Origin of the sequence: Chryseobacterium vaccae (assembly GCF_009602705.1) — a bacterium.
GTDB classification, from domain to species: domain Bacteria; phylum Bacteroidota; class Bacteroidia; order Flavobacteriales; family Weeksellaceae; genus Chryseobacterium; species Chryseobacterium vaccae.
The window spans coordinates 2727007-2751594 of the sequence record NZ_VSWH01000001.1 but is presented as its reverse complement, the minus strand read 5'-3'; the positions used below and the strand labels follow the sequence as shown (position 1 = coordinate 2751594).

16 protein-coding genes are annotated in these 24588 nt (G+C 38.3%); 8 read left to right on the top strand and 8 right to left on the bottom strand.

Going from position 1 to position 24588, the window contains the following annotated elements; translation table 11 throughout:
• Positions 1-62: 62 nt before the first annotated feature.
• Both FW768_RS12530 and FW768_RS12525 read left to right on the top strand, forming a co-directional pair.
• Positions 63-3008 (top strand): reprolysin-like metallopeptidase, encoded by a 2946-nt coding sequence (locus FW768_RS12530; protein WP_153395896.1) that lies wholly within the window; start codon positions 63-65, stop codon positions 3006-3008.
• Between the two features lie 165 nt (positions 3009-3173).
• Positions 3174-7652, top strand: coding sequence for a GEVED domain-containing protein (locus tag FW768_RS12525; protein ID WP_153395894.1), 4479 nt, complete (start codon positions 3174-3176; stop codon positions 7650-7652).
• Between the two features lie 331 nt (positions 7653-7983).
• On the opposite strand, the gene coaE is transcribed toward FW768_RS12525, so the two are convergent.
• The 4 genes from coaE to ruvB all read right to left on the bottom strand — a co-directional run bounded on the left by coaE (position 7984) and on the right by ruvB (position 11204).
• Positions 7984-8613 (bottom strand): dephospho-CoA kinase, encoded by a 630-nt coding sequence (coaE, locus tag FW768_RS12520; RefSeq protein ID WP_153395892.1) that lies wholly within the window; start codon positions 8611-8613, stop codon positions 7984-7986.
• A 9-nt stretch (positions 8614-8622) separates the two neighbouring features.
• Positions 8623-9489: an MBL fold metallo-hydrolase gene (locus FW768_RS12515; protein ID WP_153395890.1), complete on the bottom strand. Its 867-nt coding sequence runs from the start codon at positions 9487-9489 to the stop codon at positions 8623-8625.
• 14 nt (positions 9490-9503) lie between these two features.
• Positions 9504-10118: an FMN-binding negative transcriptional regulator gene (locus FW768_RS12510; protein ID WP_153395888.1), complete on the bottom strand. Its 615-nt coding sequence runs from the start codon at positions 10116-10118 to the stop codon at positions 9504-9506.
• 63 nt (positions 10119-10181) lie between these two features.
• On the bottom strand, positions 10182-11204 hold the full coding sequence (gene ruvB, locus FW768_RS12505) for a Holliday junction branch migration DNA helicase RuvB (protein WP_153395886.1): 1023 nt from the start codon (positions 11202-11204) through the stop codon (positions 10182-10184).
• A 235-nt stretch (positions 11205-11439) separates the two neighbouring features.
• On the opposite strand from ruvB, the gene hutI reads away from it, so the two are divergent.
• The 6 genes from hutI to FW768_RS12475 all read left to right on the top strand — a co-directional run bounded on the left by hutI (position 11440) and on the right by FW768_RS12475 (position 20572).
• Positions 11440-12666: an imidazolonepropionase gene (gene hutI, locus FW768_RS12500; protein ID WP_153395884.1), complete on the top strand. Its 1227-nt coding sequence runs from the start codon at positions 11440-11442 to the stop codon at positions 12664-12666.
• A gap of 8 nt (positions 12667-12674) precedes the next feature.
• Entirely contained in the window at positions 12675-13778 is a 1104-nt protein-coding gene (locus FW768_RS12495) for a DUF695 domain-containing protein (protein WP_153395882.1), read from the top strand.
• Positions 13779-14177: 399 nt separating this feature from the next.
• Positions 14178-16190: a BCCT family transporter gene (locus FW768_RS12490; RefSeq protein ID WP_153395880.1), complete on the top strand. Its 2013-nt coding sequence runs from the start codon at positions 14178-14180 to the stop codon at positions 16188-16190.
• A 126-nt stretch (positions 16191-16316) separates the two neighbouring features.
• A complete protein-coding gene (gene hutG, locus FW768_RS12485; RefSeq protein ID WP_153395878.1) occupies positions 16317-17240 on the top strand; it encodes a formimidoylglutamase in 924 nt (307 codons plus the stop codon).
• Positions 17241-17376: 136 nt separating this feature from the next.
• Positions 17377-18669 carry an aldehyde dehydrogenase family protein gene (locus tag FW768_RS12480; protein WP_153395876.1) on the top strand — a complete coding sequence of 431 codons (1293 nt, stop codon included), beginning with the start codon at positions 17377-17379 and terminating at the stop codon, positions 18667-18669.
• 1 nt (position 18670) lies between these two features.
• On the top strand, positions 18671-20572 hold the full coding sequence (locus tag FW768_RS12475; RefSeq protein WP_153395874.1) for a WG repeat-containing protein: 1902 nt from the start codon (positions 18671-18673) through the stop codon (positions 20570-20572).
• 86 nt (positions 20573-20658) lie between these two features.
• On the opposite strand, the gene pyk is transcribed toward FW768_RS12475, so the two are convergent.
• The 4 genes from pyk to fabF are packed head-to-tail and all read right to left on the bottom strand — an operon-like array spanning position 20659 to position 24563.
• Positions 20659-22104, bottom strand: coding sequence for a pyruvate kinase (gene pyk / locus FW768_RS12470; RefSeq protein ID WP_153395872.1), 1446 nt, complete (start codon positions 22102-22104; stop codon positions 20659-20661).
• Entirely contained in the window at positions 22097-22570 is a 474-nt protein-coding gene (locus tag FW768_RS12465; RefSeq protein WP_153395870.1) for an IPExxxVDY family protein, read from the bottom strand. Before FW768_RS12465 ends, pyk begins: the two co-directional genes overlap by 8 nt.
• Positions 22548-23309 carry a ribonuclease III gene (gene rnc / locus FW768_RS12460; protein ID WP_153395868.1) on the bottom strand — a complete coding sequence of 254 codons (762 nt, stop codon included), beginning with the start codon at positions 23307-23309 and terminating at the stop codon, positions 22548-22550. The genes FW768_RS12465 and rnc overlap by 23 nt, the downstream gene beginning before the upstream one ends.
• A 9-nt stretch (positions 23310-23318) precedes the next feature.
• Complete coding sequence (fabF, locus tag FW768_RS12455; protein ID WP_153395866.1) at positions 23319-24563, bottom strand: beta-ketoacyl-ACP synthase II; 1245 nt, start codon at positions 24561-24563, stop codon at positions 23319-23321.
• Positions 24564-24588: the final 25 nt, after the last annotated feature.

Sequence of the window (24588 nt, the reverse complement as noted above, 5' to 3'; positions counted from 1 at the left end):
TGGCTGTTTCGTTGGATATTTTTTATATTTTTGCCAGATATGAATTTGTTAAAAAGTAATTTATGAAAAAACTTATTACTACTTTATGTTTAAGTTTGGTAGGAGGAACGGCCCTCGCACAGTGGTCGCCCGCTAAACCGGAAACAAAAGTCAAGTCAATTGATCTGAAATCACCTACCGGAATGGTGAGGCAGAATTTCAAACTGGACATTAACTTATTAAGAGACCAGCTTAAAAATGCCCAGGAAATGGGAAAAGGAAGTAAGCCAGTGGTTATTTCCATTCCGACATTGAGTGGGAAAATTGAAAAATTTAATGTATACAGTTTTCCGGTTCTTGTAAAGTCCCTTGCAGACAGGTATAATTTAGGCTCCTATGTGGGAGTTGGGATTGATGATCCTGAAAAATACCTGAGATTCTCATTGGCTCCGAATGATTTCCAGTCTATGATTATCAAAGGCGGGGAATATGAATTTATTGATCCACAGAATGCAGATAAAACACTTTATGGCGTTCATCCTAAAACGGTAAACACGGAAGGTAAAAGTTTTGTCTGTACTACATCAGAAAATCCAAATGAAGTTCATCAGATAGAACAAATGCGTAGATCTGGGCAGAATTTCAATAACCAGCCGACAGATTTCTCCAGAAGCTCAGACAAGAAGTACCGTACCATGAGATTGGCTCTTTCTGCTACAGGAGAATACACTACTTTTCATGGAGGTACCAAACCATTGGCACTTCAGGCTATGAACGCTACAATGACAAGAGTAAATGCCGTTTTCGAAAAAGACCTTGCTCTTCACTTAAATGTTCAGGATTTTGAGAATATTATTTTTACAGATGCTACCTCAGATCCCTATTCGAACAATTTAAATTTACAGTTGCAGCAGACGCTTACATCATTGGTAGGCAGCGAGAACTATGATATAGGCCACGTGTTTAATGCTGCGGGAAATAACGGAAATGCAGGATGTATCGGTTGCGTATGTATATCTCCGGTTGCGACTACTGATAGAGCAAAAGGATCTGCCTTTACTCAGAGTACAAGCCCGGTAGGGGATAATTTTGATATTGATTTTGTCGCTCACGAAATGGGCCACCAGCTTGGAGCTAACCACACCTTTGCCCATGCGTTGGAACCCGCCGGAAAGAATGTTGAACCAGGTTCAGGGACTACTATTATGGGATATGCCGGTATTACTGGTGCTACTACGGATGTTCAAGCACATTCTGACCCGTTTTTTCATCATGTGAGCATCCAGCAGATTCAAACCAATCTTACCAACAAGTTATGTGATGTAGAAACTCCGGTTACCAACAACCCTCCTGTTGTTGCTGCATTACCTACTTATAATATCCCTAAAGGAACAGCGTTTGTATTGACTGCTTCTGCTACAGATCAGGAAAATAACCCACTTACTTATGTATGGGAACAGATTGATAATGCTGCACTTGTTATCGATAAAAATAATCTTGGAACGACTACTTCAGGGGCTACATTCAGATCACAGCCAGCGAGTACAAGTCCTACAAGATATTTCCCTAAATTATCTTCAGTGCTTGACGGAGTGTTGGATAATTCAAACAACGGTTGGGAATCTGTTTCTAAAGTAGCAAGAACAACCAACTTTGCTGTAACCGTAAGAGATAATAACCCAAACCCTGCAGAACAGCAGACTAATTATGGAACACAAACCATTGTAGTTGGAAATGACGGACCATTTAAAGTGAATACTCAGTATGTATATCATAACTCACCAACTGCCGTTGAATGGGATGTGGCCAATACAACTTCGGCTCCATACAATTCTGCGAATGTTAAAATTGATTATACAACAGACAATGGAACATCATGGACTGTTCTTTCAAATACAACAGCCAATGATGGCTCAGAAGTGTTTTCTTTCCCTTCTTCATTGAATGGGCAGATCATTAAATTGAGAATTTCTTCAATAGGTAATGTATTCTATGCAGTTAAAGCAATCAATGTAGTAACATTAATCGCTTGTGATGGTACTGCGCCAGGCGGTATTGGTGTAAGTAACATTACCCCTAGTTCTGCTGTAGTAACTTGGGCGCCGGTACCAACGGCTACTTATGTTGTAAGATATAAGAAAGTAAGTGAGACGACTTGGCAGACTATTAATACATCTTCAAATACAGTAACATTGCCAAACCTTGTTGATGGAACTGCATACGAAGTACAAATTGCAACAGTTTGCTCTGGAACTACAGGAACTTATTCTGCATCTTCAGGATTTACAACACCAGGTCTTGTATATTGTAACGTACAATCCGGAAACGGAACAGATGATCATATTGCCAACATATCATTAGGAAATTTAGCGAGTAACCCTTCAGGTCCTAGTGTGTATACCAATTATACTACGAATCCTGCATTGCAGATCAATTTGGTAGCAGGTAACCAGTATACACTGTCTATTACAAAAGGATGGACCAGTACTCCTGTTCCGGAAATGGTAACTGCATGGATCGATTTCAATAGAAATGGAAGCTTTGAAGATAGCGAAAGAATTTTAATGGTTTCTAATGCAACAACCAATACACAGAACCCTGTTACAGCTTCATTTACAGTTCCGGCTAATGCTGTTATAGGACAGGGATTAAGAATGAGAGCCAGTGTATTCTATTACCAGTCGGCACCTTATGTAATTTCTACACCTCCATGTGGGACTGTAGGTTTATACGGAGAAGTTGAAGACTACAATGTTGTTGTAACTTCACCAAATTTAGGAACAAGCGACATTAAAAAAGCTAATGACGGAATCCAGATCTATCCTAACCCGGTAAGCGATATCCTGAACGTAACAAAAGTTTCAGATAAAGCTGCCTATAAAATTTATAATGCTGCCGGCCAGCTTGTAAGTGATGGAAATATCAACAGTGGAAAGATCAATGTTTCTTCTTTAATTAAAGGTGGATATGTGATCACTATAGATGATAAAGGAAAAGATCAATTCAGATCTAAGTTCATCAAAAAATAACCGATTCGCTTAAAATAGCATTAATCCCCGGGTTTCCTGGGGATTTTTTATTTTATGATGTAAAAACGAATATTATGAAAATTTTACAAAAAAAATACTTGTTCCTGTGAGATTAGTAATGAAAAATGATTAGATTTGTATGATTAATATAATAATGAGAACATTATGAAGAAACTCTTTACTTCTTTAATACTTCTTCTGTGTTTGATAAACATTGGCTTTGTATCAGAGCTTTATGGTCAGACACCTGCGACATTACCCTATAGCCAGGACTTTACGGCTGGTAATGATCTCACAATTTTGAATGGTACCCAGACCAACAAATGGGTGCACGGTAACGTGGTCGGAAATCCCGGGAATTCCCTTTTCATTTCTGATGATAACGGAACTACCAATGCTTATGACAACAGTATCAAAAGTGTTACTTTTGCCTACAGGGATATTACCATTCCGACAGGATCTGTTATTGGTAACTTTTCGTTTGACTGGAAAGCTAACGGAGAGTCTACCTATGATTATTTAAGAGTATGGCTGGTTCCTACCACATATACTCTTACTCCGGGAACGGCAATTACTACCGGTACCGGAAGAACACTGGTAAGTGGTGGGCGGTTTGAACTTCAGTCAACCTGGCAAAATTATTCTACTAGCAACTTAGCTATTAATACATTTGCTGGTGGTACTATGCGTCTGGTATTTGAATGGGTTAATGATGCCTCACAGGGATCAAACCCTCCGGCATCTATTGATAATATTTCATTCTCAGTGCCTTCATGTCTTTTCCCTATATCATTGGCAGTCCCTACTGTAGGAGCTAATTCTGCAGGACTTTCATGGGCTCCTCAGGGAACAGCTCCGGCTAATGGTTATGAATATTATTATACTACAACCAATACACCTCCTGCAGCAGGTACACCAGGTACACCTGTTACAGGTACTACGGTTAACATTCCTGGATTGACTACAGGTACTACGTATTACTGGTGGGTAAGATCAGTGTGTTCTGGTACAGATAAAAGTGCCTGGGCGGCAGGTCCGTCGTTTACTCCTGGTCAGATTGGGCAGGGAACTCTTACGGGGCCGTTGCCTGTACAGACCTATTACGGATACAACTACTCACAGCAGATTTATACCGCTGCGGAAATAACAGCAGCAGGTACAGCCAATTATATTACTGCCATCAAATTTTTTGTAGGTACGGCTACGACACCTCAGACCAATTATAATAATTGGGTAGTGTATATGGGAAATACTACACAAAATAATTTCTCAAGTACAACAAACTGGGTTACTTTACCTAACCTGAAGCAGGTGTTTACGGGAACTATTCCTAACCTTGTTAATGGACAATGGGTTACTATTCCTCTTACCACTCCGTTCGTGTGGGATGGAACAAGTAATATTGTAATTGCAGTGGATGAGAACTCTCCTGGTTATGCCGATGCTGCTACAAGCTGGGGACAGTATGCTGCTGGTACCAACAGAGGAATGATGTTCTATGAAGACGGAACCAATGCAGATCCTGCATCTCCTCCTGCAGCAACCACCAGATATTCTAATATTCCAAGGCTGATATTGGTAAGTGAGGCTCTTCAGCCTTGTACTACAGCACCTCCTGCCAATATTGCAGTGAACAGTATTACACCTACTTCAGCTACTGTAACATGGACCCCTACAACCGGGGCAACCTATGTAGTACAGTATAGGGTAGCACCTAACGGAGCTTGGACAACAGTTAACATAAATACACCTCTGACATCAAGTTTGGCTCTTACAGGTCTGACTGAACAGACTCAGTATGAAGTTCAGATTGCGACCAAATGTAATGGAAACCAGGGACCATTCTCTGCCGGAGTATTCTTTACCACTCCTCCTATTACGTATTGCGCTGCAGCTTCTACAAGTGCAACAATTGATGGGTATATCAGCAAAGTTGTAGTAAACCCAACAGGTGGTATACCAGTGACAAGTACTTCTGGTTTCAGTAATTATACGGACTATACTACTGACGCTACAAGATTGATTACTTTATCAAGAGGATTAAATAATAATACGGTTACAATTACCAAGACATGGCCGGATTACCAATGGTCTTTTGCAACCGCAGTTTGGATTGACTTTAACAGAAATGGTGTATTTGAGCCTTCAGAAAAAGTTTTAACTTCCGGAAGCAATACTACTTCTCCGGTTACTGCAACTTTCTACGTACCAACCGTAGCAGAAGGTGCTTATGGCGGTGCACTTACTACCCGTATGCGTGTCGCTTTAAGAGAAAGCAGTGCTCCTGAAGCCTGTGGTACATTTACTTATGGTGAAGTAGAAGATTATGCTGTAAAATTGGTTGATCAGCCGGCATGTACTAATGCTCCGCCTTCCAATATTACAGTAACCAACGTTACTGCAAACACAGCTACAGTATATTGGAATGCAGTTGCAAACGCTTCTTACACCATCAGATGGAAACTGGCAACAGCTGGTACCTATACTATTCCAGCTGTTCCTTTAGCAGCAGGGGTAAATAACTATACCATTACTGGTCTTTTAGAGCAGACTAAATATGATGTACAGATTTCTACCAAGTGTGGAACAGGTGTTGCGGGAGCATATTCTACAGCAGTACAGTTTACTACACCTCCGTTATCATATTGTGATATGACAGGTACAGGAACTAACGACCACATTTCAAATGTAACCGTTACTTCTATTAACCCTGGTGTACCGGTAATGAGTAACACTACTGTACAGACCAATTATTTCAGCTACACAACACCGGAAACTCTGATCACTCTTGATGCAGGTTCTGTCGGTAATAAAATTTCTGTAGCTAAAGGCTGGACAGCAGCAACCAATAGTGATGCTATTACAGTTTGGATTGACTTCAACAGAAACGGACAGTTTGAAACAGGAGAGCGTATCCTTATTTCACCGTCAAATACAACTACTCCTATTACAGGAACTTTCAATGTTCCGGCTGATGCTTATGTAGGACAGTATACTACCACAATGAGAGTGGTATTGAAACGTGGAAGCGCACCAACAATATGTCAGAATGCGGCTAACGGAGAAGTGGAAGATTATGCGGTAAGAATCAGACCATGTACATCAACTACTCCAAACCAGCCTACTATTACACCTACACACAACTCTGCGACAATTGCTTTTAATGGTCCTGCAACTACAGTTACGTATCTTGTAAGATACAGAACACAGGGACCTCCTCCTGGAACCTGGACAGAAGTATATGCTTCTACTGTTCTGAATAACGTTCCACTTGTTATTACAGGATTGGCAAATGCTACCACTTATGAAGTTCAGATTGCTGCGGTTTGTGGTGGAGTAACAGGAAACTTTACACCAATAAAGACATTCACAACAAGATGTGATCCTACTCCTCCGAATGTTACGGTAAGTAATATTACTTCTACCTCAGCACTCATTACTTGGGCTCCGGTAGTAGCTAGTTCAACATACATTTTTGAATGGAGAAAAGTTGGAACAACTACCTGGAATCAGATTACAGGTATTGTACCTCCTACTAACACGTACCAGTTGAACAACCTGGATCCATATACTACTTATGAAGTAAGAGTGGCGAACAAGTGTAATGGAGAATCTGGAATTAATCCATATTCTAATCCAAAAGTATTTACAACAGATAGAATTTGTGAACTTCCTCCTCCGGGATTAACAATTACTCAGCTTACTCCAACAAGTGCTGAAGTAGTATGGGAAGGATTCACTGGAGCAACATATATCCTTAGATACAGAAAAGTAGGTATTCCGAGCTGGACAACAGTTACAACAGTAAATCCTACTTATACAATCACAGGATTAACTGAACTTACGAGATATGAAATGCAGGTTGTGAACGTATGTAATGGTACCCCTGGAACTTATACTCCTCCGTACTATTTCACAACACCAACCGTAATCTACTGCCAGATGGGAGCACTAAGCTCTACGGGAGAACATATTTCTAAAGTTACAGTAAAACCTAACGGAAGACCTGAAATGAAGAATGAATCAGGAGCATCAAGCTATACAGATTATACAGGAGTTCCGGGTGCTTTCATTGAACTTGTTCAAGGATCTACAGGAAATGAGATTTCAATCGAGAAAAAATGGACTGGTACTAATCATAATGAAGGTATTGCTGTATGGATTGACTTTAACAGAAACGGATACTTTGATATCAATGAAAGAGTATTTACTTCACCACCGAATACAACAACTCCTGTATCAGGAACATTCAGTGTACCGGCTGATGCATTCGTAAGTACATCTACTCATAAATATGTTGTGATGAGAGTTGCAATGGAAAGAGATGGTATTCCAGTAAACTGTGTGAATATGAAGAACGGAGAGGTTGAAGACTATTCTGTAAGAATTGCTAAACAAGGTGTTCCGAATTCATTGAACCAGGATGATATCATGATCTATCCAAACCCTGTAAGTTCAGTGTTGTTTGTGAAAAATATCAGCAAAAAAGCGAAATATAAAATTTACAATGCAGCAGGTCAGGTGATCGCAGAAGGTATTCTGTTAAACAACCAGATCAATGTAAGCAGACTGATCAACGGAGTATATGTAATTGATATTGATGACAACGGTAACACCGTACAAAAGAAATTTATCAAAGAATAATCAATAAATTTCAAATAAAATGAGCCCTCAGAAATGAGGGCTTTTTTTTGGTTTCAAAATTTTTAAAAACCCTTCTTCCGGCTGCCATGAGAAAGCTTGTAGATTAGTATCAATTGAGGTTCATAGGTTAGAATATTAAGGATGATTCTTTAAATTTTAAAGTACTTTATCTTTTTAAGGCAGTTTGATTTAACAGTGAGCTTCAATGCCTATAACTAATCATCCTTCTTAGCCCGAACTCAGATTAAATAAAATAAGCCCTCATTTTTGAGGGCTTATTTTTATGGTTTCAATTCTGTAATGTAAAATAAAGAAGTTAACAGGAATTGATTTATTCAATAGTAAAAATGATCTTTTCGGTCTGTTCTTTAAGATCCTCCAGATTAGTGTTGTTATAGATAATACAGTCTGCCAGTCTTATTTTATCTTTTTCAGGCATCTGTTTTTCCATAACAGCTTCTACTTCGCGGTAGGTTTTGCCATCACGGTCCATCACTCTCTTGGTTCTGATATTATCTTCTGCCGTCACTAAAAGAGACTTATAACATTGCCTGTTAAGTTTTAATTCAAACAATAAAGCTGTTTCTTTAAAAACCAGATACTTCGTTTGTTTTTTTACCCATTCCTCAAAATCAATTCTTACTGCAGGGTGAATGATCTCGTTTAATTGCTGGAGCAGATCTTTATTGTTGAAAACTTTTCCGGCAACAAATTTCCGGTCATAAAGACCATCCTTATCATAGGCATCTTCTCCTAATAATTCTTTGATCTTTATTTTTAAATCTTCATTATCGTTGACGATACTTTTTGCTCTGTCATCCGAATAATAAACCGGAAACCCCAATTCTTCAATAAAACGGGCAACCGTTGTTTTTCCTGATCCTATTCCTCCGGTGAGTCCAATAATCTTGGGTGATGGTTCCGGTTCTGCTTTCTGTGTTTCTGAATGTAATTCTTCCATGATTAAAAATTAATATCCAAAAACATCATTAAAACTATAGGTTTCATCAAGCCTTACTCCTTTTTCTGTCATTTTAAGACTGGCCAGTTCATGATGGGCATCGTGTTCAAAGAATAGTAAATATTCATTGTCAATACACTGTTTCAGGAACTTTCCTTTCTCTTCAAGAGTAAGGAGAGGTCTTGTATCATAGCCCATTACATACACCTGGTTAATGTGTCCTGCAGTAGGAATAAGATCCGCAGCAAAGACAATTGTTTTTTCCTGATACTGAATAACCGGAAGCATCTGTTTTTCGGTATGTCCGTCCACAAAAATCACGTCCATTTTCAAATCAGGGGCAAATCCGTAATTTCCTGTTGTAGGAAGTGGTAAAAAGTTGAGCTGTCCGCTTTCCTGCATTGGAATGATATTTTCTTTCAGAAAGCTGGCTTTTTCTCTGGCATTAGGTTCTGTAGCCCATTGCCAGTGGTTTTCATTGGTCCAGAACTGTGCGTTTTTAAAGGCGGGTCTGTATCCCGTTCTGTCATCATTCCATTCAATAGCACCTCCGCAGTGGTCAAAATGAAGGTGAGTAAGGAAAACATCCGTAATGTCTTCTCTTATGAAACCGAATTTTTTTAAATTCTTATCAAGGTTATCATCGCCCCAAAGCGAGTAATGCCCGAAGAATTTATCATCCTGTTTATTACCCAGACCGCAGTCTATCAGGATTAGTTTCTTTCCGTCTTCAACAAGCAGTGAACGGGTTCCCAGTTCAATCAGGTTTCTTTCGTCTGCAGGATTGGTTTTTTCCCACAGACTCTTTGGGACGACGCCAAACATGGCACCGCCATCCAGTTTAAATTTTCCACATTGTATTGGATATAGCTTCATATATATTTTGATTATTATTTCTGTATTAATTTCATTTTTTCAGCAATCTTTGCTCCATAAATATCAGAAGAATTTTCAAGATGTGAAATGATACTTTGAAAATCCCCTTCTTTTCTGTTTTGCGAAAGCTTCTGTTTGATGAATATTTCCGTCGGAATGATCTTCAGCCCAAAAGCCCCTTTCATTTCCTTTTTTACAAATTCCTGTCCCATATCTTTAACCATCATCGGACACTGCTGAAATTTTTCATACTTGGAAGTCAGTTTTTCAAGATGCAGATAAAGCTCTTCAGAGTTCATTAACTGTATTTTTCCATAAATCTGTACCGCTTCATAATTCCATGTTGAAACATTAATATGATCATACCAGCTGCTTGAAATATAAGTATGGGCTCCTAAAAAGTCACACAGTACTTCATCGCCATCCTTTAAAGTCTTTGCCTGAGGATTGGCTTTGGAAATATGAGTTTCAATATAAACATTTTCAGGATCATTTTCGTTAAGCATCATCATAGAATGGGTGGCCCTGATTTTATCCACCGAGGAAATCAATAAAGCAAAAGAATTTTCGCTGATAATTGTTCTCATCACATCGAAATCTTCACTTCTGTATAATTTAGGAATAAACATAAACTAATAACTTCTCATTAACTTTAAACTCTGAAATCTGAACCTTGAACTTAAAACCCTGAATCAGAAAAGTTCTCCCGGATTCTTAGGTCTTGAAATATTTAAATGTTTGTAGGCTTTGTCAGTGACTTCCCTTCCTCTCGGTGTTCTAATAATAAAACCTTCCTGGATTAGGAATGGTTCATACACCTCTTCTACAGTTTCAGGATTTTCTCCGATAGAGGTTGCCAAAGCGGAAATTCCGACCGGTTTCCCTTTAAAATTTTCAATCATGACACGCATGATCTTATTATCCATTTCATCCAGACCAAACTCGTCTACGTTAAGAGAATTCAGGGCATATTTTGTAATGTTGATTTCAATCTCACCATTCCCTTTTATTTCAGCAAAATCGCGTACCCTTCTCAGCAGAGCATTGGCAATTCTTGGAGTTCCGCGGCTTCTTCGGGCTATTTCTATGGCTGCATCCTCATAAATAGTGCTTCCTAAAACTCTTGAACTTCTCTGAATAATCATAGATAAAAGCTCTACAGAATAGTATTCCAGCCTGCTTTGAATCCCGAATCTGGCCAGCATGGGTTTAGTCAGCATTCCGCTTCGGGTGGTAGCTCCTACCAGAGTGAAAGGATTAAGCCCGATCTGTACACTGCGTGCATTAGGGCCGGTTTCCAGCATAATATCTATTTTGTAATCCTCCATCGCAGAATAAAGATATTCTTCCACTACAGGAGAAAGACGGTGAATTTCATCAATAAAAAGAACATCATTTTCCTCCAGATTAGTCAGCAGTCCCGCCAGACTTCCCGGTTTATCCAATACAGGGCCGGAAGTAATCTTGCAGTTTACTCCCAGTTCATTGGCAATGATATTCGCTAAAGTGGTTTTACCCAGGCCCGGAGGACCATGAAGAAGAACATGATCGAGAGCGCCACCACGTCTTTTGGCAGCCGATACAAAAACCTCAAGGTTTTCCAACGTTTTTCTCTGACCCGCAAAGTCTTTAAAACTCTGGGGCCGGATCTGCTCTTCCTGCATAAGCTCTTCATGCGAGTAATTTTCCTTATCTGGATGTAAAAAATCTGGCATTAATTCATTTCATTTACTTCAAAGATAGGAAATTTAGAATAAGGTTGAAAGGCAGATTGAGAAAAGCACAGAGACCAGGGCCGGGATGAAAGCAGATCGCGTAATGAGTTTAATATATTGAGATATTTTAAGTATTTTTGAGAGGAAATATTAAAGTTGAACTATGAATTTAAAATTATGATTGATCTGAAATCATGAATTAAATAGTTCATCTTCTAACCCATAGTCTAAATAAATGAAATTACTAGGACCATTCAGGCAGGTAGTAACACTTGCCAACTTACCATTAAGAGGAAAACTTTCTGATGAGCAACTGGAAATTATTGTTGACGGAGGAATTGTAGTAGATAACAATATCATTCAGAAAATTGGAAATTTTGATACGTTAAGATCAGAAAACCCAACAATAGAAATTGAAAAGATGGGAGGAGAACAGGTTGTTCTTCCTGCCTTCGTAGATTCACATACGCACATCTGTTTCGGAGGAAACAGAGCTAATGATTTTGCAATGCGTAACGCCGGGAAAACATATCTGGAAATCGCTGAAAGTGGAGGAGGAATCTGGAGTTCTGTACAGCACACAAGAAAAGCTTCAGAAGAAGAATTGCTGAAAACATTATTAGAAAGAATCAAATTTCTGGTTGATCTTGGAATTACAACCATTGAAGTAAAAAGCGGTTACGGTCTGGATGTGGAAAATGAATTGAAGATGCTTCGGATCATCAAAAAAGCACAGGAGTCCACTAAAGCTACTTTAGTTCCCACCTGTCTTTCTGCTCATTTAAAGCCTAGAGACTTCGAAGGAAGCAATCCTGAATATTTAGAATACATTCTTACCGAAATTTTACCAAAAGTAAAAGAAGAAAACTTGGCACAGCGTGTCGATATATTTATTGAAAAATCTGCGTTCCAGCCAGAAGAAAGTAAAGATTTCTTACTTAAAACTAAAGACTTAGGTTTTGAAATTACTGTTCACGCAGACCAGTTTACCCCGGGAAGTTCTCGAATAGCTGTGGAAGTAGGAGCAAAATCCGCAGATCATCTGGAAGCAACGGTTGATGAAGATATTCAGTTTTTAGCAGAATCGGATACAGTGGCAACAGCACTTCCGGGGGCAAGCTTAGGGTTGGGAGAGAAATTTACTCCGGCAAGAAAATTACTGGATGCAGGTGCTATTGTAGCGATTGCAAGTGACTGGAATCCGGGATCGGCACCTATGGGGAATTTAATTACCCAGGCTTCTATTCTGGCAACATTCCAAAAACTGACGACGGCAGAAGTTCTGGCAGGAATGACTTACCGTGCTGCGTATGCTCTTAATCTGGAAGACAGAGGGAAACTGGAACCTGGTAAAAAAGCAGACTTTGTGACGTTTAAAACCAATAACTTCCAGAATATCCTTTACAATCAGGGAAGCTTAAGTGCAGAACATGTTTATATTGATGGAAACCTTGTAAAATAAACACTCTTATGGGCATTTTTGATAAAATCCTCGGCAAAAAAGATCCAGGACAGGAAATTCGTACCTATAAAGACTTCTGGAACTGGTTTCAGACCAGAGAGAAAGATTTTTACGAAATTGTGAAAAACAGAGAGGTGTCATCCATTGAAAAGGACTTTTTTGATGTTCTCTCTCCTAAACTGCGCCAGATCAATGAACACTTCTATTTTCTTACAGGGATGTCTGATGATACTACTGCAGAGCTCATCATTACGGTAGACGGAGAAATAAAAAATATGGTTTTTGCTGAAGAATTAATCAATGCTGCCCCGAAGTACAATCATTGGCTGTTTACCGCTTTAAAACCGGCTAAAAATATAGATCATATAGCCCTTCAGATGAACGGTTATGAATTTACACGGGATAATGTTTTCTTTTATTCCAACGAATCGGAAGAATATCCGGACGAAATTGATCTTACATTTGTTTACGAAGGTGTAAATGAAGAAAATAAAGGGCAGATTACCACCGGAATATGTATATTTTTAGACCATTTTTTAGGTGAATTGAATTTCGCAACGCAAATTGATGTATTCAATATCATTGGAAAAGATCAGGCAAAAAAAGAATTGGTTCCTATTGAAAAGCTGAAAGATTTCCTGCTATGGAGAGAGAAGGAATTTACAGAAAAGTATGAAAAGGTAAAAAGAGCTAATGAAGAAGATACATTTTCTGTTCTCAGAGCTACTTTAGGCAATGAAAGACCGCTTATTGCCTGCATGAATCTTCCATTACTACAATATGATGCAAAGGCTTCTTATCCCTGGATTTCTGTTCTTAAATTTCAATATAATGGAGATAACAATGACGGACTTCCTGAAAAAGAAGATTTTGAAAAATTAAGCGATATTGAAGATAAAGCTATTGAAGAACTGAAAGAGAAAGGATATTTGTATATAGGTAGAGAGACTGCTGATAACGTCAAGGAATGCTATTTTGCAGGAAAAGATTTCAGAGAAATTTCTAAAATTTTTAAAGCAATACAAGATAGCAACCCTGAATACAAAGCCTCATTCAGAATCTTTAAAGATAAATATTGGCAGTATTTTAAATATTACAATAATGCCGTTTAACAAAATGCAGAGGAATTTTTCTTCTGCATTTTTTATTCTTTACCCAATTTGTAAGTATTGAAAAATTGTAAAGATCTGTGTCAATTGTGAAATCTGCGGGATACCTTAAAGCTTTTGTAGATCTTTCATCTGCAGGTTAAGTTTCATTAGATAAGTGGCCTTAAAAGCCGATATCATAAAATCATAAAGTCCTCCATATTTTTCATATTTTCTATAAGTTTTCTTATCTTGCGCCTCGATTAGCGTTGATTTTTAGATAAATAACGCATTTTTCAATAGTTCTTAAGTGCACCGGAGATCCCGGAAAACCTGGATATTTTCTTATTTCTCAGTACTTTTTTACAGCTATATCCCATACCAGGAAGACTTGTCAATACTATAAATTCGAAAATAAAAAAGATGAATTTTCAAAATGTTAGATCTACTTTTAACAAAGGGGTCACTATTCCGAGTTTGCTCTTTATTATAGGAACCTGTTTTTTGTCTGCAGTTTATCCACAACCAACGGAAAATATCCTGAATGAAATCAAACAATTCATATTCGTTAATTTAAATTGGGTGTACGTTTGGTCTGTAACGCTTTTTGTAATTTTCCTGGTATATCTGCTGTTTAGTAAATATGCTAACATTAAGCTGGGAGCGAATGACAGTAAGCCGGAATATTCCTTCTTTTCCTGGATTTCCATGCTGTTTGCCGCAGGAATGGGGATTGGATTAATCTATTTTAGTGTGGCTGAACCCATGCAGCATTATTCTTCAGACGTTTTTGCGGATAATCATTATGTAAGCCGGGCCAAGCAGGCGCAGCTCTATACCTTTTTCCATTGGGGAATCCATGCATGGGCTATTTATGGAGTGGTAGGACTTTCTTTATCTTACTTTGCTTACCGTTACAGGCTTCCGCTTTCATTACGAAGCTGCTTTTATCCCTTGTTAAAAAATAAGATCAACGGAAAATGGGGCAATGCTATTGACGTTTTTGCCTTATGCTGTACTTTCTTTGGAATCACTACCACGCTGGGATTTGGAGTGGTACAGATCAGTTCCGGACTGAATATCCTTCATATTACGCCTGAGAACAGTTTTATGTATCAGATCATCATTGTGGTTACCCTTGTTGCTCTTTCCGTAATGTCTGCCATCTCTGGAGTAGGAAAAGGAGTGAAGATTTTAAGTAATATCAATGTCATTAGTGTGATAGGGCTCCTGATTTTTGTGCTGATATTGGGACCAACAGTATATCTGATCGGAAGTTTTACAGAAGGACTGGGAAATTATATCAATAACTTTTTCAATCTTACCTTCAATACCCATGTTTATGAGAAAAATGCATTGCCATGGTTTTACGACTGGACCATCCTGTACTGGGCATGGTGGATTTCCTGGTCTCCATATGTAGGCTTGTTTATTGCGAGGATTTCCAAAGGGCGTACAATACGAGAATTTATCCTTGCAGTCTTAATATTACCAACGTTGTTCAATTTTATCTGGATGTCCGTATTCGGAAACAGTGCCATTTGGTTTGATTTAAATATTGCCAACGGGCAGTTAAGTCAGTTTGCCACAGATCCGGACGCATTAATGTTCCGGTTCTTAGAGTACCTGCCTTTATCAGAATTTACAGGATTCTTCGTGATTCTTATCATTCTTATCTTTTTTGTTACATCAGCAGATTCGGGAATATTTGTCATGAACAGTATTGCCACCAAAAATGCCGGTAAATCTCCAAAATGGCAGGTTGTATTCTGGGGTGTTTTATTGGCTGTTCTTTCTCTTTTACTGCTGAATGTGGGAGGTTTGAAAGCACTACAAAGCATGACCTTAATTACAGCATTACCGTTTTCCATTGTAGTAATTCTGTTTATGGTAAGCCTGATGAAAGGATTGGTGATAGACCAAAAATATTATGACAGAAACTTTTCAGTGTCTACTGTTCCATGGTCTGGTGAATTCTGGAAAGAACGTTTAAAAAATATCGTTTCCTTTAAAGATAATGCTTCCGTAGACCATTTCATTCAGGTGAAAGGCAAAGAAGCCTTTACAGAACTGCAGCAGGAATTTGCGACCAACGGAATTAAAGCGCAGATAAATCATGGTGAAAATCCTGTCAGAATAGAAATAGAAATCCATCAGGGGGTTGTGAATAACTTTGTCTACGGTATCGAAAATCAGATAAAAACAGTTTCTGAACATATCATGAATGAAGAAAACCTGCCGGAAATTGATGATAATAAAACCCATTATCCAAGATCCTATTTTGGAGACGGAAGAGAAGGTTATGATGTGCAGTATTTTACCAAGAATGAATTAATTTCTGACGTGCTGAAGCATTATGAACGGTTTTTGGAAATTATTTCAGAAGAACGAAATGAAATGTTCATCAGCAGCAATGCCAATCAGAAAAAAGAATAGAATAAGCTCAAGTTATTCTTATCCTAAATTCTTTGCATAATATATGAACAGAGCTTTTTTATCTAAACAATATTAGCTAGCTTTACTGGATATAATGATGTGACTAAAATTGAATTTTAAAGGATTATGTTTCAAGATATTTGGCAGGGTAGACTGGATGGAGAAGAGCTTCTTTTCCACAGGCTGTTTCAGAGAGTAAAAGATGAACACAATTACGATACTATTTCAACGAATGATTTCGTTATGCACGGTTTTGCCGTAGATGAAGGAGTACGAAGAAATAAAGGACGCCTCGGAGCAAAGGATGCACCTGATGTGATCAGGAAAAATATGTCCAATTTTCCGGTTATTTTCCCTGACTTTTCTTTGCTGGATTTCGGAAATATCACTTGTGAAAACGGAGACTTGGAAACGGCTCAGAACAGTCTTGCTAAAAATGTATCAAAAGTCCTTTTAAAAGGAGGAAAATCATTAGTGCTGGGCGGAGGCCATGAAGTAACTTATGCCCATTATTTAGGAGTGAAAACTGCTTTTCCGGAACAGAAAATAGGGATCATTAATATTGATGCTCATTTTGATAATAGACAGCCGGAAAAAAAAGTAGGGCCAAGCTCCGGAACAGGATTCTGGCAGATTGCACAGGAAGGACCAATCAATTCCCTGCACATAGGAATCCAGAGAAATTCAAACACATTAAAACTTTTTGATACCGCTCATCAGTACGGGATGAAGTACATTCTTGCCGATGAACTCTTTTTTGAAAACCTTCCATCCATTTATCAGCGTATTGACGAATTGCTGGACAACGTAGATTATGCCTATCTTACTATTTGTATGGATGTATTCAATGCTTCCATTGCGCCCGGCGTATCAGCTTCTGCCTACAACGGGATCTTTGCGGATGCTACTTTCATGCATTTTTACAGGCATATCTTAAAAAATAAAAAAGTAGTGTCACTGGATGCAGCAGAAGTAAATCCTTCTTTTGATATTCAGGACAGAACAGCAAGGCTGGCAGCCTGTCTTTTGAATGAATGGTTTATGGTGTAAGAACATATATTGTCTCAATAGAGAAAATCATTATTTTATATAAACTTAAGGAACAAAATTTGTTGCTTTCATGATGCTTTTAAAGAAGAAGCATTAAATAAATTCATTGATTTGAATTTAAAACAGAAATTAAATTATGGAACAGTTAATTGAAAATAAACTTATTAAAGCAGATAAGACATTTTCATCATGGAGAAAAGTGCCGTTTGAAGAAAGACAGAAGCTGATTGCAAAGGCGGCAGAAATTTTAAAAAATAATTCGGAAAAATTTGGAAGGATCATTACTACGGAAATGAATAAGCCCATTTCAGAATCAATTGCTGAGGTGGAAAAATGTGCCCTAATGATGAATTATTATGCAGAGGCAGAAAATATTTTAAAACCTGAAAAAGTGGTGTCTGAATTTGCTTATTCTGAAGTTCATTATGCTCCGAAAGGCGTAATTTTAGGCGTGATGCCCTGGAATTTTCCTTTCTGGCAGGTGCTGAGGTTTGCTGTTCCTGCTATTTTAGCCGGAAATACCGTGGTTCTTAAGCATGCTTCAATTTGTTTCGGAAGCGGAAACGCAATTGAAGAAGTTCTTTTAGAGGCAGGTTTCCCTGAAGGAGTTTTCCAGAATCTTGAAGTAGGACATAAGGCTGTCAAGGAAATCCTTGAACATGATGCTGTAAAAGGAGTGAGCTTAACGGGCAGCGGAAAGGCTGGGGGAGAAGTAGCTTCTATCGCTGGTTTAAATATTAAAAAATCTTTGCTTGAGTTAGGTGGGAGTGACGCTTTCATCATTTTTGAAGATGCAAATCTGGATGAAGCAGCAAAGTTCGGAGTGAAATCAAGACTTCAAAACTGCGGACAGACCTGTACAGCAGCAAAAAGATTTATCATTGCTGAAAAAATTGAAGATGAGTTTTTACCGAAATTCATTGAAGAATATAAAAAATATGAAATTGGAGATCCTCTAAATAAGGAAACCAAATTAGCCGGAATGGCAAGGCCTGACCTCGCGGATGAACTGGAAGCTCAGTTCAACAGAGCTTTGGAAAATGGTGCAGAAATCATTATTCCTCTGGAAAGAATCTCAGAAAACGAATTTAAACCTGGTTTAATAAGGGTTAAGGAGGGAAATCCTATTTTAAAAGAGGAACTTTTCGGACCTCTGGGAATGATTATGACGGCAAAAAATGACGAAGAAGCTTTACAAATGGCGAACGATATTCCTTTCGGACTTTCCAATTCTGTATGGACGGCCAACAAAGAGCGTCAGTTATATTTCATTGAAAATCTTGAATCAGGAACGGTAAATATCAACAGAATGACCAGTTCTGATCCGCGTTTTCCATTCGGTGGAAGCAAAGCCTCAGGATATGGAACAGAACTTTCTTTACTGGCTTTAAAAGAATTTGTGACGGCGAAAACCATCGTTGGAAATTAACATGAAGAAAACGGTCTATCCTTTTTTTCTCTGCCTTGGCTTTGGTTTGCTCTCATCACAAAAACTTATTCCAATAGACCGTTATGGGGTGATGACAGATTCTACGGATATTAAAAGCCTTCAGGAAAAATATAAACTTATAGGCATGTTTCAGAAGGTTTCTAGAAAATCGGATGAAAGAAGAGCCAGAGTTTTAAAGGATGGAAATTATAGCTGGCAATGGGGATTTATAGATCAGACCGGTAAAGAAATCATTCCGCCCGAATATACTTCTGCTTCTGCTTTTGATCAATACGGATATTCGAAGGTAAAAATAAATGTTCCCATAGACCGTAATTGTAGTGCGGAAAATCTATGTACAGAAGAAGATACCACACCCATGTATTATTTTATAGATAAAGAAGGAATGCGGGTAAGCGACTATTTCAGGGACGTAGAAAGCATTTCTGATGAGTATTGGATTGGGAAGGGCTATCAAGCTGATCAGCTCATCAGGAAAAAAGATATGAAAGTTCTATATGAATCTGGAACCGATTCCTTTCTTTCCATAGATTCCAATACCTATAAATTATCTGAATATTTTATAAAAGAAAGAAAAAAAGACGGGAAAAGTGATCTGGTAAACCTGAAGGGAGAACATCTCACGAATTTCAGGTATCAGGATATGATTGCGTTTAACAAATTTTATTTCGGACTGGTAGAGAAAGACAAAAAGTATACATGGTATCTGTTAAACAAAGATTTTCAGCCTTATGGAGAAGACACTCACACAGAAACAAGTTTGTTAAGCTACAGCTTTAATGGAAATACAATCGCTTTAGAACAAAAGAGTGGCTCATTTTTAGTCAATGAAAAAGGCGAAATTATCTCTGAAAAATATAAAAGAATTTTGAAAGCAGGGGATTTCTATGAAGCTTTGAAAGGAGGTTCTGTAGGTTTAATCAATAAAAAAGGTCAACCTGTAACTCCTTTTAAATACCATCGGGCAGACTTGTATCAAAACCGGTTTATTCTTTTATCCACCTATAAAGACAATAAAACTATTGTTAATGTTTATGACCCGGAAACCAACAGGGTATTTGATGAGTCATTCTGGATGCCCGGTAAAAAATATATCGTTGCCGGACAGAATAAAAATTTTGGGATCAGAAACTCCAATCTGAAAATAATTATTCCCCAGATATACAAAAGACTGGCTCCGCTGGGAGATACAGGGTATTTTCTGGCCATTAATAAGGAGGGGAAGAAAGGATTGATCAATCATAAAAATAAGGTGATTATTCCTTTTATATATGATGAAGGCTTTTTCGATATTGCTTTTGATTTCATCGTTCCGGATAAAGAAGAAGATAAAAAAAATATTGGAAAATATTGGATTCTTTTTAAAAAAGACGGAGCTTCCGGAATCCTTAATTATAAGAGTGAAGTCATAATTCCGTTTGAAAATCATAGCATAAGCTCTTTTTCTGATCCATCTGTAGCCGTGATCTGGAAAGATAAAAAAGTGGGCGTTATGACAAGAAATAAAAAAGTTATCCCTTCAGAATATGACCGCTATCAAAGAGGGAATGATGATAATGGATATTACTTTTTTATTAAAGATGAAAAGTTAGGAGCGGTAGATGAAAATAATAAAGTGATTATTCCTTTTGAAATGGAAGATGTTCAGGAGGTAGAGGAAGGCTTTTATGCGGAAAGATATTTTGTACTCAGAAAAAGATTTGGGTATTCACTGATACAGAAAGACGGGGAAGAGTTTTATCCTGGTGGTTTTGATTATGAACCTCCTGCAATGAAAGAAGGCATTGGCTTTTTTGACAGGCGAATTTTACTGGACATCTATAAGAATTCAATAAAAGCATCTGAACTGAATTATAATTTTGACGAAGAAGACTTTAGATAAAACAAAAACTCCCGGAAGAAAATATCCCGGGAGTTTTTTTGTATGCTTTGACAAAAAGTAGCTTTGCCTATTGCCTATTACTTATTTTAGACAGTTGTCAATCGTAATGTATTGGTTTTTCCGCCTTCGTAAGATGGAGTAGCATTGATGTTGATTACGAAATCTCCGGTTTCAATATACCCGTAATTATGCGTTAACATATTGACCTGGATAATCGTTTCATCCGTAGATTTTTTCATGTCATAATAGTAAGCATGTACTCCCCAAAGAAGGTTTAACATGGTGATTACTCTTTTGTTACCGCTGTATACAATGATATGGGAATTCGGTCTGTGGGCAGCAAGCTGGAATGCTGTATATCCGGAATGTGTAAGCGTAACAATAGCAGAAACGTTGGTTGTTTTAGCAATTCTTACCGCAGCAAGACATACCCTGTTGGTGATGAATCTTTCATCGATGCAGTTGTAATCTTTCTCGATTGGCTCATTTTTATGCTGATAAAAATGGGTCATTTCAATATTCTTTACAATTTTTGCCATGTTTTCCACTACCTGCACCGGGTATCTTCCTACAGAAGTTTCTCCGGAAAGCATTACCGCATCAGCACCGTCCAATACAGAGTTGGCTACGTCATTTACTTCCGCTCTTGTCGGCGTAAGGCTGTTGATCATAGTTTCCATCATCTGGGTTGCAATAATCACCGGTTTTGAATAGAATCTTGCCTTTTCTACCAGGTTTTTCTGGATCGCAGGAACTTCTTCCATCGGAACTTCAACACCTAAGTCACCACGGGCAACCATTAAGCCATCACATTCCAATAAGATTTCATCAATATTTTTAACCCCTTCAGGCTTTTCAATTTTCGCAATAATTGGTGTTTTGAATTTACCGTTCGGGTGGGCATCAATCAGCTTTTTCAGATCAATGATATCCTGTGCATGGCGTACAAATGAAAGAGCAATCCAGTCAACCTCCATGTCAAGCATGAAGTTAGCATCCTGAATATCTTTTTCCGTAAGCGCAGGAAGAGATACATTGGTATTAGGAAGGTTTACTCCTTTTTTAGAGCTCAGAGGACCCCCTTGAATTGTTTTAGCCTTTACCGTATCCTTTTCATTGGTTTCCGTTACTTCCAGTACCAGTTTACCATCATCAATAAGGATTCTTTCCCCCACTTTTACATCCTGAGGAAACTGCTGATAGGTCATATAAACCTTGGTAGAGTCACCTTCTATTTTTTCATTGGTGAATGTCAGGATATCTCCCGGGTTAAGATAAGAACCTTCCTTTACAACGCCTACTCTCAGCTTTGGTCCCTGAAGGTCGCCTAGGATTCCTACTGAATAGCCGTATTCTCTATTGAGTTCTCTGATGATGTCAATATTGCTTCGAACCAGGTCGTAATCCGCATGTGAGAAATTTATTCTGAAAATATCAACACCCGCTTTCATGAGTCCTAACATGACCTCCTTCGATGAAGAAGCAGGTCCTAGTGTTGCGATAATTTTTGTCTTCTTTAAATACTTATTCATAATACTGGATAATTTGATAAAGTTCTTCGTCAGAACTTAGTGTGTAATCTTGTATCGGAAACACAAGATTTTCAGGGAGCAAAATTACGGAAAAATCAGGAAATTGTTCCGAACTATGCAGAATATATTCTACATCTGCCTGATTATTTAATAAAAATTTAATGTTTTCTTCTCCTGTGAAGAGCTCGGTCTGTAGTTTTTTTTGCTTACTTTCCGAAGACCGGTTTGAAATAAATGTAAAACAAGTCCTGGTAGACTTGTGGTAGGCTTCAAATCTTGGAAAAAAATAGTCATAATAGTCCCCGTGAAAGACAAGATCCTTCTTTCTGGAAAAATTGAGGCCGTTGTTCTGATTTATTTTGTAGAAAAACTCATGAGCGGGTATATCTTTTGCTAATCTTACCAATCCTATGGCAATATCTTCAAATTCTATATCATCCAGATCATAAAGTTTTTGAATTTCCAAGTATGTTTTCTTTTTTGTTTAAAATATAAAATGCCCTCTGTGCTGCCTTTTCCTCTGCTTTTTTCTTGGAAGTCTCTGCCGCGTTAGCTATTCTTTCATCTCCCAGCCATACATGGCACCTGAAGACGACCGCCTTATTCGCCTGGATTTCCTCGCAGGTTTCGTACTTTATATTTACTTTTTTCTTCTGGCTCCATTCAAGCAGAAGGCCTTTGTAGCTTACAATTTTGTTCTCAAGCTTGTTGATTTCCGTAGGGGTCAGAAGCTTTTCAAGAATAATTCTTTTACAGGCGTCATACTGAAAATCCAGATAAACGGCACCAATAAGTGCCTCAAATAAATTTCCGGAGATATTTTCACCTAAAGCTGCAGAACCCTGCTTCTGCAGAAGGTCGGTAAGCTTAAGATCTTCTCCTAATTTATTAAGGTTTTTCCTGTTTACGATTTTTGATTTCATCTGTGTCAGATAGCCCTCATTGGCCTGAGGATAAGTCTGGAACAGATGGCAGGAAATAATGGTACCCAAAACAGAATCTCCCAAAAATTCAAGCCTTTCATAATTGCTGTCTTGATTTTTAGAAGAACTTTTCAAAGAAAAAGCTTCACGGTAGAGCGCGACATTCTGAACCTCGGTACCCAACATTTTGTTCAGTTCAGTACTAAGGAAGTAGTCTCTCTCCGTTAATTTTCTTTTTCTTTTTTTGAGAAGGAATTTAGAAAAGTATTTCTGTAACTCCATTCAGTAAATTTAGATTTTCTTAAATAGAACGCAAGCGTTGTGCCCGCCAAATCCAAAAGTATTGCTCATGGCTACTTTTACATCTTTTTTCACAGCTTTGTTAAACGTAAAGTTAAGTCTGCTGTCAATATTTTCATCATCAGTAAAATGGTTGATGGTAGGAGGAACAATACCATGAATAATAGTTCCCAACGCAGCGATAGCTTCAATGACACCAGCAGCACCCAGAAGGTGACCAGTCATTGATTTTGTAGAATTAATCTGAATATCGTAAGCGTGTTCACCCAATAGTCTTGAAATTGCGTTGGATTCTGCAATATCTCCTAATGGAGTAGAGGTACCATGCATGTTGATGTGGTCTACTTCATCAGCAGTTAAGCCTGCATCTTCCATACAGTTTTTCATAACCAGGTAAGCGCCTAAGCCTTCAGGATGTGGGGCCGTCATGTGATGTGCGTCTGCACTCATACCGCCTCCTTTTAATTCTGCATAAATTGTGGCACCACGTTTTACCGCGTGCTCATATTCTTCAAGGATGATACATCCTGCACCTTCACCCAGTACAAATCCATCTCTGTCTTTGTCAAATGGTCTTGATGCTGTTTTAGGATCATCATTTCTTGTAGAAAGTGCCATCATTGCATTGAATCCACCAACACCACTTGCTGTAACGGCTGCTTCAGAGCCTCCGCACACAATAACGTCTGCTTTTCCAAGCTGGATAAGCATTTTGGAATCAATTAAAGCGTTTGCAGAAGACGCACATGCAGATACCGTTGTATAATTCGGCCCGTGGAATCCGTATTCAATTGAGATGTGTCCCGGCGTAATATCCGCGATCATCTTAGGAATAAAGAACGGGTTGAATCTTGGTATTTCAGTGTTGGCCCAACCTAAAACTTCAGTTTCGAAAGTTTCTAAACCTCCGATTCCTGAACCCCAGATGACACCGACTCTGTTTTTATCCACATTGTCTTCAATAATTCGGGAATGTGCCACTGCTTCTTTAGCAGCTACCATACCCAATTGAGTATTACGGTCCATTTTCTTAGCTTCTTTCTTATCGAAATGCTGCAATGGATCGAACCCTTTTACTTCGCAAGCGAACTTGGTCTTAAAGTTTGTGGCATCAAAAAGAGTAATCGGAGCTGCACCGCTCTCACCTTTCACAAGATTTTCCCAGTATTCTTTTGCATTTTTTCCAATCGGTGTTATTGCGCCAAAACCGGTTACAACTACTCTTTTTAATTCCATAAACTTTTTAAATTTTCTTTTTTGT